Source organism: Ensifer adhaerens, assembly GCF_020035535.1.
In the GTDB taxonomy this organism is placed as follows: Bacteria; Pseudomonadota; Alphaproteobacteria; order Rhizobiales; family Rhizobiaceae; genus Ensifer.
Map to the genome: position 1 here is coordinate 3,974,773 of NZ_CP083349.1, position 12,524 is coordinate 3,987,296.

The window sequence follows — 12,524 nt, forward strand, 5'->3', positions numbered from 1 at the left end:
AGACTCCGCAAAAATCAGGCGGCGAAGCGGCCCGCCGCCGGTCGTTTCTTGTATCCGGCCATCCACAGAAGGAGCGCGAGCAGCGCCAGCACGGCAAAAGCCGGCTGCGCCAGCACCCAATGCAGGATCGCGTGCCAGATTGTCGGCGCCGTATCGGAGCGTTGTGCAAACTGGAACCAGCTCGCCGTATCGGCGCCCAGCGCCTCCAGATCGTCGCCAAGCGAGGTCATCACCAGTTCCGATGCGGCGACCGACTGGATCGCATCGACGGCCCCCGCAAGCACGGCGGCAAACAACACGATGGCGCTCGCCAGCCTTAATAGAAACCGCATCGGTCTAAATTCCCTTCATGTCACCGGTCGCGCCCTGCCGTGGTCAGGCTCAGCGTCCCGGCGCATCTTCTTCGATGGCAGGGGGCTCGGACAAGGCCCGGCGACGAAATTAGCCGGTGAACTCGATAGTGCCGAGCCAGCATCCGGCTCATGCCGGGAGCGTAACGCGCGCCCCGGTGCAAGAGATAAGCGTACCGTCTGGTATGCACAATGGGGACGACGGGCCGCTCGTTTCACAAGATGTCAACAATCTGTCAGAAAGCAGTTGATCCCAAGCAAATCATCGGTATATAGACGCGCGTCCGCCGGTTCACACTGGCGACATCGAAGGGCCTCGCCCTTCCCATCCAGCCGGATTGACCGTCGGCTGCTGACGGATGGACAGGTGGCCGAGTGGTTGAAGGCGCACGCCTGGAACGCGTGTATACGTGAAAGCGTATCGAGGGTTCGAATCCCTCTCTGTCCGCCATTTTCTCTCTTGTTCTGTTTTCCATTGCCAGCGCGTACGCAGCGCTACCCATGTCCTATCCGCTGGCAGGATTGATCTGCGACGCCGTGACCGTGTCGTTCGGCGCGTCAAAATGGCGCTCCATTTCTTTTCTCCTCCTGCTGAACGGCGCACTTGTCATTGAGATAAGTACGTGCTTATGTGTCGGCATGATCGAGAACGAGATATTCAGGGCCCTGGCTGACCCGACGCGACGCGCCATCTTCGAGAAGCTTGCTGACGGATGCATGAATGCCAGCGCTTTGCGGGAAGGTATGGACATAAGCCAGCCGGCCATGTCCCAGCACATTTCCGTGCTGCGGAATGCCGGGTTGGTAAAGGAGCAGCGGCAAGGTCGGTTCGTAAATTACGAAGTCGACCCGGACGGGCTGGCCCTCATTGCGCAGTGGCTCGCGAAGTACCGTGCCTACTGGCCAGCACGCATCGAGGCTCTCAAGATCTTGCTGAAGGATATGGACCAATGAACCGCGAAAGCAGCGCCCCGGACGATAGTAGCCTCGAGCTGGAATACGAACTCGACGAGGCGCCGCAGAAGGTCTGGCGTGCGATCAGCATCCCGGCGTTTCGCGAAAACTGGCTACCGAAAGAGGCATTGGCCGACCCCGAAGGCGCCGTCGTCGTTCCCGGAGAGGAAGTTCGCTACAGGCTGCGCGAAACCGAAGCTCCGTTTCTCGAAAGTACCGTCACCTTCCGGATCGCGCCGATCGGTTCCGGCGGAACCAGGCTGCGGATCGTCCACGAACTCCCGAATGTTCGCAGCGGTCGCGTGACCAAGACGGCCGCGAACAACAACGATATTCTCATGCTCGCCGCCTAGGCCGACGGGCTTCCCCACAAACTTTGGATAATTGGAGTTCGCCGATGCGCGAAGCGATGCAACTCGTCCCTATGGTCGTCGAGCAGTCGAACGGTGGAGAACGGTCATTCGACATCTATTCCCGCCTGCTGCGCGAACGAATCATCTTTCTCAATGGCGAGGTGAACGACACGGTCTCCGCGCTGGTCTGCGCCCAGATGCTTCTTCTCGAAGCGGAAAACCCGAAGAAGCCCATCCATCTCTACATCAATTCGCCGGGCGGCGTGGTGACCAGCGGTTTCGCCATGTACGACACCATGCGCTACATTCGGGCACCGGTGCACACGCTCTGCATGGGGACCGCACGCTCCATGGGTTCTTTTCTGCTGATGGCCGGCACACCGGGACAGCGAGCCGCCTTGCCCAATGCCAGCATCCTCGTGCACCAGCCATCAGGCGGTTTCCAGGGGCAGGCATCCGACATGCAGATCCATGCCGAGGAGATCCTTCGCACCAAGCAGCGCATGACGCGGCTCTATGCGGAACATTGCGGACGCTCCTACGAGGAGTTCGAACGCGCCATGGACCGGGACCGTTTCATGACTGCCGAGGAGGCTTTGGAATGGGGCCTGATCGACACCATCCTTAAGGTTCGCGACGACGGCGAGCTGCCGGCTTCCAGCGGCTTTGCTCTCTGACGGCCGGTCTCTGTTCGGCGGGCCATCTGCCGAGGACGGAAGGCCCGCTGCACGAGCCGAGCGCTCCCCCGCTGAGGGAGTATTCCCGACGTCCGAATGGCCTAACGCTAAAAAACTTCTCCCCTTGCGATCCGTTTCGCCTCTCCGCTTCGTCTTTGCTGCATCCGCAACGAAGGAGAAGCACCATGACCACTGCACCCGTCACACTCGTCAACGTTCTGAAGGTCGAACCCGATAAGCAGGCGCAGCTGATCGCGCTTCTGAAGCGCAACATCGACACCGTCATTCGCACGCTCGCTGGCTGGCGGGCGAGCCGGCTGATTGCCGCCAGGGACGGCACCAGCGTCATCATCTATTCGGAATGGGAGACGCCGGCGTCCGTCGAGGCCATGCGGTCCGATGTCAGGATGAAGGCCTATTTTCCGCAGATCCTGGAGCTGGCGAGCCTCGAATCGATCCTGGGCGAGGCCGTGTTCAGCGACAACAGGTGATGTCTATCCGCCGCTGACGCCTGCAGAGGCCTGCAAGAAGGCGGCGGACATCTTTTCGGACCCGCGCTATCGTGCCGCCCTCTCCGGTGGACTGGCGGCTTGGAGTGGCCAATGGGGCTCAAGACATGAACGAGGAAGACTTCGAGGATCGCCTGCGGGCATTCAGGCCGCGGCTGCATCGCTATTGCGCGCGCATGACCGGCTCGGCCGTGGATGGCGAGGACGTGTTGCAAGATACGCTGATCAAGGCCGTGCAGGCGCGGGCGGATGGCGTGGTGGTGGATAATCTCGAAGGCTGGCTGCTGCGCATCGCCCACAACACCAGCCTCGACTTCCTGCGCCGTCGATCCCGTCACAAGATCGTTCCGCTGCTCGACGACATGGAAGACGCACCGCTGCCTGAAGCGGATATCGTCGCGGTCGGCTTTCAAACCTTCCTGCAATTGCCCGAACTGCAGCGTTGTGCGGTGATCCTCAAGGATGTTCTCGGACATTCGGTCGAAGAAATCGCCGAGATTGCCGACTGCACAGAGGCGGCGGCCAAATCGGCGCTCCAGCGAGGGCGGGTGGCCCTCCGGCAACTGGCGGAGCGCCCGGACGACACGCGGCTGCCGCTGATGTCCGATGCGAACCGGCAGAAGATGGCGGCCTATGTGCGCCTGTTCCAGGGGGGTGACTTCGACGCGATCCGCGCCATGCTGGCCGACGACGTGAAGCTGGAGCTGGTCAACAGGCTGAGGCTGCAAGGCCGCGAGGGCATTGGCCGCTATTTCACCCGGTATGCGCAGGAGACGCGGTGGCGGTTTGCGCTCGGAGCGATCGAAGGGCGTCCCGTCATGCTGGTTTTCGACAGCACGGGTCCGATGGAGAAACCGGCGCATTTCGTTCTTCTCGACTGGCGCGCGGATGAGATCGCTGCGATCCGCGACTTTCTTTTCGCGCCCTATGTGCTTGAAACGGTCGATTGGGTTCGCCTGACCTGAAAGGCCTCCGCTGATTGGCGGTTCTTTCTCCGCCATTTATTGACGATTGCGCGGTAGGCGGAATCCTTTGAACGGCGTGGCTCGGGCCTCGACCGTGCGGAGATCTGGTCGCAATCTGGAGCAGGCAGCATGAGCACGGCGAGCGACGCGCGTTTTTGGGACCGGACGTCGCGGCGATATGCCAAAGGGGCGATCGCGGACCCCGCCGGATATGAGCGCACGCTCGACCGTACCCGTTCGTTGCTTTTGCCCGACGACGCCGTGCTGGAGCTTGGTTGCGGCACGGGAACGACGGCTTTTCGGCTCGCAGGCGACGTCCGGGACTATCTTGCGACCGACTTTTCCGGCGAGATGACCGCGATTGCCAGGGAGAGATACGCCGTCGACCTGGTGCCGAACCTTGTCTTCCGCACCGCAACCGCTGAAACGCTTGCCGCCGAGCGCGTGCAATACGACGCGGTCCTGGCCTTCAACTACCTGCATCTGGTGCGCGACCTCTCGGGCACGCTTGGGAGCGTACATGCCCTGCTCGCATCGAGGGGGCTGTTCATCTCCAAGACGCCGTGCGTCGGAGAGCTGAGCCCGCTTGTCCGTTTGGCGCTGTTGCCGGCAATGCGCGCGCTCGGAAAAGCGCCCTATGCGGGAACCTTCGGGGTGATCGAGCTGAGCAAGGCAATAATGGCTGCCGGTTTCGAGATCCTGGATATCGAAAATCACGCGACCAAGGGCGACGACAAGCGTCCTTACATCGTCGCCCGCAAACAGTGAGGCGGGCCACGGCGGCACGGTTGCCAGCCCTGGTCAACCTCGAGTGCTCTATACGGTTTCGGCCGGCTCTGCCGCGTGCGCCCGATGCAGCAAATCCACAAACGTCTTTGCCTGTGGGATCGCGGTCGAACCGATGGCGTTGACGGCAATGCCCGGCGTCCACGAATTCATGACTGCTGCACCGGAGAATTCCGTGAGCCGGCTAAGGGTGATTTCTTCCTGACGCTGCGTCACCCCGAGGCGTTCGAGCTGTCGCTGGACTGTGCCCATCATCGTGCCGGTCAGCATCTCGGCCCGGGGCCAGATAACCGCTTCGCCATCCCAGAAGACCAGGTTCCAGATGCTGGCTTCGCTGAGGCGCCCCTGCCGGTCGATGAAGGCGGCGTCGTCGAAACCCTTCCGGATCGCCTGATGCAGGTAATAGGTTTTGCCGGATTCTCCGACGTGCTTGATCGTAGCGTGTGGCCGTTCGTGCTCGACGACAGCAAGCCGAAGCGGACCGTTCGGGCCATTGGAAGGGGGGCCGCTGCGCACGAGAACGGCGAGGTCGCCCTGCATGCTGTCGGCAGTAAACTCGCCGTCCGGTGAAAAGACTGTAACTGTCAGCGACTGGTCTGTCGGACCGGCATCGATCGCCTGCCTGATATGGATGCGCAATTCTTCGTCGGGCAGGGCACGGCCGAAGAATGCAAGCGAAGCGTTACTCAGGCGCTTCAGATGCAGGTCGAGACCTCTGATCTTGCGATCCCTGACCTGAATTGCAGTGAAGTGCGCGAAGCCGGCAAAGGCCAGGGGCATCAGGTCGGCCGCGCTGGCCGGTCGCCCGTTGAGCGCTGCGGGATAGAGGCTTGTTTCGTTGGGCATGTTCTTGCTCCTGGGTGAGTTCACTGAAGGAGCCAATAGGTCTAAGGTCTGACAGCGCTGTCAGAGTCAAGCGCCCGGCGAAGGAATCGGAATGAAAATAGGCGAACTGTCGAAACACACTGGCGTCAGCGTCAGGATGCTGCGCTACTACGAGGCCGAAGGGCTTTTGAAGCCCGAGCGTACCGAAAGCGGATATCGTGACTATGATCTGGCGGAGGTAAGAACCGTCGAGCGCATCAAGCTCTTGGGCGCCGGCGGCATGACCCTTCCGACGATCCTGCAGTTCCTGCCCTGCGTGCGCGGCGAAGGTCCGATCTTCGAGCCTTGCGACGAACTGCGCGTCACCCTGCGTCAACAGATACGCCTCGTTGAAGAAAAGACGGAGAAGCTGGCGCAGAGCCGCAGCGTTCTGACGAGCTTTCTGGCCGAGATCGGCGAAAACTGAGCTTCGAGCCGTAGCATTGCACGACTGTCGTAGTCGTTGATCTCGTCAACGCTTCAGCGCCAGGATTGCGACCAAACCCGCTTTGGCCGTCACCAGAATTCAGGGCACGGCAAACCGTATGCACCTTTCCTGCTGCCGCTTTAATAGGCTTCGGTCTTCGATCGACTGATGTAAAAACCGTGGCCGTCACTGCGCGTGCAGCTGAGCCCGGTTTTGCTGGACCGACAGCTAAACGGCCCCTTCTTCCAGCTGTTGCCGTAGCTCAGGATATGTGAGCCGTCGCAGCATGCTGTGTCGCCGGCATTTTGGAAGCGTCGGGCCTTGCCCGCCTTTCCCAGAATGAACCTCTGATAGGTCGGTTCGATGCGGTCACAGCCAAGTTCCGGACCGCCGTCCTCCGGGACATAAACATCGGAGCCACCGGCTGGCGTGTATTGGCAGCCGATGTTGCCGGTCGGCATGTTGAAATAGATCAGACCGCCATCGGCGGGGAAGGTCTGCTCTGTCGCATTCCCGTCGAATGCGACAAGCGCGGCAACCGCGAATACAAGCAAGCGCACCATCGAGCTTTGGCCCCCGACCTTTGTCCAACCCGCAAGGTGCAGCAAGTAAAACACATCAGCAGGATTGGGGAAATGATCGCGTCTCTCTACCTGCGGTCGCCGGCACGGCGCCGTGTGGCAACAGGCTCCATGCGTCGAATTTAATAGTTATCCATTGCGCTAAGTGTTTCTCCATGATACTTAGCCTTATGGAACAGTATTCAGACCGATTGGACGTGATCTTTCAGGCGCTCGCCGATCCGACCCGGCGCGCCGTGCTGGCGCGGCTTGGCGGCGGCCCGGCAAGCATCAGCGATCTCGCCAGACCCTTCGAGATGGCGCTGCCATCCTTCATGAAGCACATCCATTACCTGGAAGACAGCGGCCTGATCCGCACGCACAAGCAGGGCCGCGTGCGCACCTGCGCCATTGAGAAGGCGCAGTTCGCCGTGGTCGAGACCTGGCTTTCGGCGCAGCGCGCGCTCTGGGAAGGCCGTGCCGACCGGCTGGAAAAATTCGTCACCGAACACGAGGAGGAATGACATGACCCGCACTCCAGATCCTGAACTCGACCTGACGATGGCGCGCGTCATCAAGGCGCCGCGCGCGACCGTCTGGCGCGCCTGGACCGATCGGACCCGGCTTGAGCAATGGTGGGTGCCGGCGCCCGCCATATGCAAGGTGATCGACATGGATCTGAAGCCGGGCGGCAGTTTCGTCACCCGGATCAGCGAAGACGGCGGCGATTTCGTGCCGCACATCAATGCCTGCTTCCTCGCGGTCGACGAACTCTCGCGCATCGTTTTCACGGACACGCTGCTTGCCGGCTGGCGCCCGGCGGAAAACGCCTTCATGACGGCAATCATCACGCTCAGCGATCATCCGGCCGGCACCGAATATGCCGCCCATGTGATGCACCGGAACGGCGCGGACCGGAAGATGCACGAGGAGATGGGTTTCCACGACGGCTGGGGAACGGTGGCCGAGCAATTGGCCCGCTTCGTCGAGCAAACCCACTGAGGAGGCGACGACATGCGCAATATCGTCCTGCAGATGATGACGACGCTCAATGGTCGTCTGGACGATCCGCTTGCCTGGATGGGCACGGTCGTTGACGAGCAGTACCGGGCGATCGACCGGCTCTACGCCGGCTACGATACGGTTCTCGTCGGTCGCACCACCTACGAGGAGATGGTTGGCTACTGGCCCAGCGCGCTGAACGACGAGGCGGGCGGCGAGACGAACCGCGCGATGGCCAAGCGCATGCACGACTACCGCAAGATCGTGTTCTCCCGCACCGGCGAGCGGCCGATCAGCCCATGGCACAATGCCGAGCGGGTCGTGGCTGCCGATGATGAGGCGCTTTCGCGCTATCTCACGAATCTCAAGGCTGAGCCCGGCGGCGATATCCATCTCTCGGGTGGAGCCAGCCTGGCGCAGACGGTCATCGGCCTCGGACTGGTCGATCGTTACCACTTCTTCGTCTATCCGGTCGTCTCGCCGGGTAAACCGTGGTTCGCCCGGCTGAGGGACAAGAACGAACTGCAGCTGATCGGCAGCGAAAACTACGACAACGGCGTCGTCGGCCTTCACTATGCGACAGTGTGCGACGCGAAGTCTGAACGGCCGAAGAGCTTCTCAGAGCTTATTGCCTGAAGCAACTCCAGGAAAAGTGCGAAGCGGTTTTCCGTGCGGAGTTGCGTTGGTTCAATGAGCCAATTCCAGGAAAAGTGCGAAGCGGTTTTTCCGTCCGTGATGCCGTGGTCACCGCAATCAGTCTCCGCTTTGTAGAGCGGTGAGCAGCCGATCGTAGGTCGGAGCCAGCCGCCGGAGTGTTTCGGCCGCTTCCGTATCCCTGCGCAGAACCAGCGGGTACTGCAGGGCGCCGATGAGCTGTGCCTGTTCGCCCGCGATCGCCGCGGACCTGGGAAGGCCTGCGCGTTTGAGGCAGGTTGCCGCGTCTGCCGCGCGGCGGGCACCGACGCGAACGGCGAAGTGGACGAAATGGGCGCGCAGACCCTGGTCACAACCATCTTGGATGCGCGCCGCCAGCGCCTCGGCCGCCTTGGCGTTGCCGAGGCTATCAGGCGGCATCGGCCGGTCCGTCACCATCGACAGCCAGTGGATTGCAGCCGGTAGCGAGGCCCGGATCGCTTCCACCTCCGAAACCTCTGCCACGCGCGAGAAACCGGAACGCATCGTGAAGGAATCGCCGTAGGTGAGCGTCTTTGCGCTCCAGGCCGCCATGAAGTCGCGGATGGGCAGCGAGGCGTAGGGGTAGCCCTGCGGGTCGTGCATCAGCACCCGCTCTTCGTCGAGCGCGAGGACCACGACATAATGGTCGGCCTCGATCGGCCCGGTCATGCCGGGCTGGTGGCGGAGATGACCCATTTCCACCGGCCCGACCCAGACGGGACCGTCCTTCAGCGCCGAGCGGAGACGCGAAAGCGCGTCCTCGGCATCGTCGCCCCTGCTGACCTCCGAGGTCCAGCCGAGCGCGGCAAGTGCGCCGTCGAATCCGGCTTCCGGATCCCAGCCATAGGGATCGAAGAACGGTAGCGAGCCGCCGATGAGCTGCATGCCGAACGGGCTGCTCGTGGCAAACTCGATGACGGTGGGCGAGGGCGCCGCCTCGCCGAACATCATGGCGAAGGAGTTGGCGTAGCAGTAGGGGCCGGAGCCGACATAGGGAACGTGCTGCATCGGTTGGTTCCTTGGATTATTGGAGGTGCGAAGTGGCTTCCGGAATGGCTTCGATCAAGCAATTCCGGGGAAGGGGACGTGGTATTCCCTAAGGAATGGGTTTCTAGGGCTCGATGGGATAGGCGACGTCGAAGCGGGCGCCGTCGCTGCCGGGATAGATTTCGTAGGGGCTGCCGAAACAGTCGAGGTCGCTGCCTTGTTCGAACCAGGCCTCGATCGCGTCGTAGATACGAAGCACCGCCGGAAAGGTTTCGAACGTCTCGGGCACCGGCAGGAACGCCTCTCGCCCCGCCGGTTGAAGCCGGAGGCGCAGATCGCCTGACGGCTCGAGACTGCCGGCATAGCCGATCGCGACTTCGACGAGGCCCTTGCCGTCATGGTTCACGGGTTCATGGAAATGCAGCGTCATCGGCCCGTCGTTGCTTTTGCCGCATTGCGCCAGATAGCTCCGGATCTCCGCTTCGGCGTTCTCCGTGAAAGCTTCAAGCGCGTCGACCGTCACATGGCCCTGCCGATAGATGATCTTCGAAGGGGCGACGTCGCGGAGGCGAACGGCCTCGATCAGCGCATCATCGCCACCGGTGGATTGCCTGACGATCGCCTCTACCAGTTCGCTCTGCTCCTCGAGCCGTTTTGTCTGGACCTCCAGCCAGGCGCGCAGTTCGGTGAGGCGCACCTCGGGCTGAAGCTCGATCAGGCGCGCGATCCGGGCGATCGGCAGACCCAGTTGCCGCAGCCTCGCGATCAACCGGGCGCGACCCGCCTGCGCGGCGGCGTAGTAGCGATAGCCGGTTACCGGATCGACATGGGCGGGTACGAGCAGGCCCTGCTCGGCATAGAGTCGCAATGCTTTCGGCGACAGTCTTGTGGCCGCGCCGAATCGGCCGGGGAGGAAATAGGAATCGGTCATGGGGACAAGTTTGGGGCCTGCCCCAGGGGCGAGGTCAAGAGTCATCCTTTGGGCGTCACGGCCACCGCCAGATATGTCGGTGGAAAGCTCCCGGAGCAGGTGACCGCCCCGGGAGATCGGGCTTAGTGCCGTTCACGCCGGTTCAGGCACGCCATAGCGAACTGCGTGATCGTCGCCATCACCAGGCAGTAGCCGACAAGCGGCCAGGCCGTGTCGCCCCTGAGCAGCAGCACGGCGCCGGTGCCGACGAGGCCGACGATCAGGCTCTGGACGCAGAAGTAGAGTGCTACGGCCGTGCCTGCGACCGCGTCGAAAGCCTTGAGCGCACCGTTTGCGCTTACCGAGGCACTCATGACGATGCCGACGGCGATCACCCACATGGGCAGCACGAAGCTGACGAACGAAGGTGTGGCAAGGACCTCGCCGACCGCAAGCAGCAGCCCTCCGAGCATGATCAGGCCCATGCCGCGGGCAAGGCAGCCCGGGATTCCGTAGCGCTCGACGAAGCCCTTGGCGAAGCGCGTGGTGATGATCATCACCACCGCGGCGGTCGCAAAGGCCAGGCTGAAGCCGAACTGCGAATAACCGGCGCGATCGATGAGCAGGCGTGGCGCGGTCGAGAAGAACACGAAGAACGCGCCCATCGCTGTGCTGAAGCCGAGCGTATAGGTCCAGAACGCACCACTCCTGAGAACCGGTGCGAAGCTGGGCATCACGTTGCTCGACTGCGCTGGCCGGGTTTCCGACCAGCGCAGCAAGGCCTGGCCGAGTGCGGCAAGACCGAGCACGCCGAGCGTCAGGAAGATCGCCCGCCAGCCGAAGGTACCTGCTATCAGCGCGCCGGCAATCGGCCCGAGCGCCGGCACGAACGAGAGCATGGCGCTGAAGAGGCCATAGATGGTCACGCCCTCCGGGCGTGCGCCATAGACGTCACGTACCGTCGCGAAGGTCGCGACCAGTGCGGCCGAGGCGCCCGCCGCTTGCACCAGCCGGAGTGCCACGAAGGCCGGCGCCGAACTCGTGGCTGCAAGCCCTAGCGACGAAAGCGCAAACAGCGTAGCGCCACCGAGAAGCACTGGACGTCGACCGAAGCGATCAGAGAGCGGGCCGACGAGGATCTGTCCGACGCCGAGCAGCAGCATGTAGAGGCTGAGTGTCAGCTGGACGATCGCCGGTGACGTGCCGAGGATACCGGGCATTTCCGGCACGACAGGCAGATAGATGTCCATGGCGAGCGACGCCAGGATATCGAAAGGCGCCATCAGCAGCAGGGCTGCCGGTAGCGAATAGGACCAGGTGGGTGAGTTATGATCGGGCATGATGAAACATCCGCACAAATGGGTAACATTCGGCGGCGATCTGCCACTTCATCAAATCTTGGGAGTGTGAGCCGACAGACGCCGCAACAACTTTTTCAAACCGTTGTTGCGGCTTACCTGGTTGCTGACGCTTCGGTCCTCATGCGGTCAATCCAAAAAAAGAGTTCATCGATCAAACGTCGGCGTGCTTAGCATCTGGGCCAGGTTTCAACAACCCGGGCGCGCGTTGCTCGCAGACCCTGGATCTCGGTCGTCAAGCCCGAGCACCTTCGGCGAAGCTGAGCACCGTTTCTTGAAAGAATGTTTCCACATCTCCGTAGGCTTCCGGCGGGGCATGTATGCGACCACCGCCAAATGCGTCCTGCGCCAGCAGGAACTCGTTGTCGATGAAGTCGAGAATAGGGCGTGGAACAGCGGCAAAGCCCAGTTCTCGACTGGATGCTTTGCGCAACAGAAGTTCATCCACGATCGCCCTGATTTGGGGTGGCAGGTCGATTTCGGCCATGAGGGTCGGAAAATGCATGGGAGGCACGGCCAGATCGGGATGGCCGCGCAGCCATCTCAACGCAGCCGCATGCCGTAGCGCATACGTTCTGGGTGTCGCCAAAATAGGTTTTGCGCTGGCGTTCGCCCAGGTGAAGGTAGTGGCGCCCGATCAAGTCCCTGCTCGCATAGAGATGGGCCAACTCCAGAAAGCGGGTGCGAAGGATGCTGAGCCGCAATAGACGATTGGGGATGTCAGCCATTCGAGGATCACGGCATTGCCCTTGAGCATCAGTTTCAGCGCTTTGCCGAGGTCCCATCCGTTGACGTCGAAAACGCCTTCGAGCGGCGTTTCGATAACGTCCCGCTTGACCCAGGGAGACAGGTAATCTTCCAGCCGGCGCACGAAGATGAAGCGGCAGTCATAGTCGCTGTCCGGGGAGGGGAAGCCCCATGCGCGGCTGCCGCTTTCGATGGCGATCGGGATTACGACGTGGTTCTGCGCTCGGATCGCCTCAAGCCTCCGATCGATGTTCGCCACGACGTCCAGCGCCATGTTCGGCGCAATAGCCCTCAGTCCCATTTCCAACTTCCATCCGAATCGATCGAAACATGTGTTCGTGCATGGATCGATAGCGTTTCGCCCGGGAGTTGTCCTGGAGAATTTGGCCTAGGAGATGTG

16 protein-coding genes, 1 tRNA gene and 1 pseudogene are annotated in these 12,524 nt (G+C 62.0%); 11 read left to right on the plus strand and 7 right to left on the minus strand.

Annotation, left to right across the window (positions count from 1 at the left end):
- Positions 1–14: 14 nt before the first annotated feature.
- A complete protein-coding gene (locus tag LAC81_RS19240) occupies positions 15–332 on the minus strand; it encodes a hypothetical protein (protein WP_223726061.1) in 318 nt (105 codons plus the stop codon).
- Between the two features lie 379 nt (positions 333–711).
- Between LAC81_RS19240 and LAC81_RS19245 the strand changes: the two genes are divergently transcribed.
- From LAC81_RS19245 to LAC81_RS19275, 7 genes are all read left to right on the plus strand, one after another.
- A tRNA-Ser gene (locus LAC81_RS19245) sits at positions 712–801 on the plus strand.
- 188 nt (positions 802–989) lie between these two features.
- Positions 990–1,304, plus strand: a complete 315-nt coding sequence (locus tag LAC81_RS19250; RefSeq protein WP_113539964.1) for an ArsR/SmtB family transcription factor — start codon at positions 990–992, stop codon at positions 1,302–1,304.
- Entirely contained in the window at positions 1,301–1,657 is a 357-nt protein-coding gene (locus LAC81_RS19255; protein ID WP_223726062.1) for an SRPBCC family protein, read from the plus strand. Before LAC81_RS19250 ends, LAC81_RS19255 begins: the two co-directional genes overlap by 4 nt.
- 44 nt (positions 1,658–1,701) lie before the next feature.
- Complete coding sequence (locus tag LAC81_RS19260; RefSeq protein ID WP_223726063.1) at positions 1,702–2,334, plus strand: ATP-dependent Clp protease proteolytic subunit; 633 nt, start codon at positions 1,702–1,704, stop codon at positions 2,332–2,334.
- Positions 2,335–2,519: 185 nt separating this feature from the next.
- A complete protein-coding gene (locus tag LAC81_RS19265; protein WP_223726064.1) occupies positions 2,520–2,825 on the plus strand; it encodes a putative quinol monooxygenase in 306 nt (101 codons plus the stop codon).
- Positions 2,826–3,019: 194 nt separating this feature from the next.
- Positions 3,020–3,808 carry a sigma factor-like helix-turn-helix DNA-binding protein gene (locus tag LAC81_RS19270; RefSeq protein WP_235693166.1) on the plus strand — a complete coding sequence of 263 codons (789 nt, stop codon included), beginning with the start codon at positions 3,020–3,022 and terminating at the stop codon, positions 3,806–3,808.
- Positions 3,809–3,937: 129 nt separating this feature from the next.
- Positions 3,938–4,576, plus strand: coding sequence for a class I SAM-dependent methyltransferase (locus tag LAC81_RS19275; RefSeq protein ID WP_223726066.1), 639 nt, complete (start codon positions 3,938–3,940; stop codon positions 4,574–4,576).
- 48 nt (positions 4,577–4,624) lie between these two features.
- On the opposite strand, the gene LAC81_RS19280 is transcribed toward LAC81_RS19275, so the two are convergent.
- A complete protein-coding gene (locus LAC81_RS19280) occupies positions 4,625–5,440 on the minus strand; it encodes an aminotransferase class IV family protein (RefSeq protein ID WP_223726067.1) in 816 nt (271 codons plus the stop codon).
- 91 nt (positions 5,441–5,531) lie between these two features.
- Here LAC81_RS19280 and LAC81_RS19285 point away from each other — a divergent pair, with 91 nt between their 5' ends.
- A complete protein-coding gene (locus LAC81_RS19285) occupies positions 5,532–5,885 on the plus strand; it encodes a MerR family transcriptional regulator (protein WP_223726068.1) in 354 nt (117 codons plus the stop codon).
- Positions 5,886–6,025: 140 nt separating this feature from the next.
- Here LAC81_RS19285 and LAC81_RS19290 read toward each other — a convergent pair whose 3' ends face one another.
- On the minus strand, positions 6,026–6,448 hold the full coding sequence (locus tag LAC81_RS19290) for a DUF6636 domain-containing protein (RefSeq protein ID WP_223726069.1): 423 nt from the start codon (positions 6,446–6,448) through the stop codon (positions 6,026–6,028).
- A gap of 188 nt (positions 6,449–6,636) precedes the next feature.
- Between LAC81_RS19290 and LAC81_RS19295 the strand changes: the two genes are divergently transcribed.
- The 3 genes from LAC81_RS19295 to LAC81_RS19305 are packed head-to-tail and all read left to right on the plus strand — an operon-like array spanning position 6,637 to position 8,083.
- Positions 6,637–6,969 (plus strand): ArsR/SmtB family transcription factor, encoded by a 333-nt coding sequence (locus LAC81_RS19295; protein WP_223726070.1) that lies wholly within the window; start codon positions 6,637–6,639, stop codon positions 6,967–6,969.
- A gap of 1 nt (position 6,970) precedes the next feature.
- Positions 6,971–7,447, plus strand: a complete 477-nt coding sequence (locus LAC81_RS19300; protein ID WP_223726071.1) for an SRPBCC family protein — start codon at positions 6,971–6,973, stop codon at positions 7,445–7,447.
- A 12-nt stretch (positions 7,448–7,459) separates the two neighbouring features.
- Positions 7,460–8,083 carry a dihydrofolate reductase family protein gene (locus LAC81_RS19305; protein WP_223726072.1) on the plus strand — a complete coding sequence of 208 codons (624 nt, stop codon included), beginning with the start codon at positions 7,460–7,462 and terminating at the stop codon, positions 8,081–8,083.
- A gap of 117 nt (positions 8,084–8,200) precedes the next feature.
- Here LAC81_RS19305 and LAC81_RS19310 read toward each other — a convergent pair whose 3' ends face one another.
- From LAC81_RS19310 to LAC81_RS38210, 4 genes and pseudogenes are all read right to left on the minus strand, one after another.
- The gene (locus LAC81_RS19310; RefSeq protein ID WP_223726073.1) at positions 8,201–9,130 is read right to left on the minus strand and encodes a hypothetical protein; all 930 of its coding nucleotides are present in this window, start codon (positions 9,128–9,130) and stop codon (positions 8,201–8,203) included.
- A 103-nt stretch (positions 9,131–9,233) separates the two neighbouring features.
- On the minus strand, positions 9,234–10,040 hold the full coding sequence (locus LAC81_RS19315; protein ID WP_223726074.1) for a MerR family transcriptional regulator: 807 nt from the start codon (positions 10,038–10,040) through the stop codon (positions 9,234–9,236).
- Positions 10,041–10,162: 122 nt separating this feature from the next.
- Positions 10,163–11,359, minus strand: a complete 1,197-nt coding sequence (gene cml / locus LAC81_RS19320) for a CmlA/FloR family chloramphenicol efflux MFS transporter (protein ID WP_223726075.1) — start codon at positions 11,357–11,359, stop codon at positions 10,163–10,165.
- A gap of 253 nt (positions 11,360–11,612) precedes the next feature.
- A pseudogene (locus LAC81_RS38210) lies at positions 11,613–12,425 on the minus strand (DNA polymerase beta superfamily protein).
- Between the last annotated feature and the right edge of the window lie 99 nt (positions 12,426–12,524).

Bases quoted from the DNA above. Each gene is read 5' to 3' on its own strand.
- LAC81_RS19310 (WP_223726073.1), bottom strand. From the start codon at position 9,130: ATGCAGCACGTTCCCTATGTCGGCTCCGGCCCCTACTGCTACGCCAAC.
- LAC81_RS19285 (WP_223726068.1), top strand. From the start codon at position 5,532: ATGAAAATAGGCGAACTGTCGAAACACACTGGCGTCAGCGTCAGGATG.
- LAC81_RS19260 (WP_223726063.1), top strand. From the start codon at position 1,702: ATGCGCGAAGCGATGCAACTCGTCCCTATGGTCGTCGAGCAGTCGAAC.
- LAC81_RS19255 (WP_223726062.1), top strand. From the start codon at position 1,301: ATGAACCGCGAAAGCAGCGCCCCGGACGATAGTAGCCTCGAGCTGGAA.
- LAC81_RS19240 (WP_223726061.1), bottom strand. From the start codon at position 332: ATGCGGTTTCTATTAAGGCTGGCGAGCGCCATCGTGTTGTTTGCCGCC.
- LAC81_RS19315 (WP_223726074.1), bottom strand. From the start codon at position 10,040: ATGACCGATTCCTATTTCCTCCCCGGCCGATTCGGCGCGGCCACAAGA.
- LAC81_RS19295 (WP_223726070.1), top strand. From the start codon at position 6,637: ATGGAACAGTATTCAGACCGATTGGACGTGATCTTTCAGGCGCTCGCC.
- LAC81_RS19300 (WP_223726071.1), top strand. From the start codon at position 6,971: ATGACCCGCACTCCAGATCCTGAACTCGACCTGACGATGGCGCGCGTC.
- LAC81_RS19280 (WP_223726067.1), bottom strand. From the start codon at position 5,440: ATGCCCAACGAAACAAGCCTCTATCCCGCAGCGCTCAACGGGCGACCG.
- LAC81_RS19305 (WP_223726072.1), top strand. From the start codon at position 7,460: ATGCGCAATATCGTCCTGCAGATGATGACGACGCTCAATGGTCGTCTG.
- LAC81_RS19265 (WP_223726064.1), top strand. From the start codon at position 2,520: ATGACCACTGCACCCGTCACACTCGTCAACGTTCTGAAGGTCGAACCC.
- cml (WP_223726075.1), bottom strand. From the start codon at position 11,359: ATGCCCGATCATAACTCACCCACCTGGTCCTATTCGCTACCGGCAGCC.
- LAC81_RS19250 (WP_113539964.1), top strand. From the start codon at position 990: ATGATCGAGAACGAGATATTCAGGGCCCTGGCTGACCCGACGCGACGC.
- LAC81_RS19270 (WP_235693166.1), top strand. From the start codon at position 3,020: ATGACCGGCTCGGCCGTGGATGGCGAGGACGTGTTGCAAGATACGCTG.
- LAC81_RS19275 (WP_223726066.1), top strand. From the start codon at position 3,938: ATGAGCACGGCGAGCGACGCGCGTTTTTGGGACCGGACGTCGCGGCGA.
- LAC81_RS19290 (WP_223726069.1), bottom strand. From the start codon at position 6,448: ATGGTGCGCTTGCTTGTATTCGCGGTTGCCGCGCTTGTCGCATTCGAC.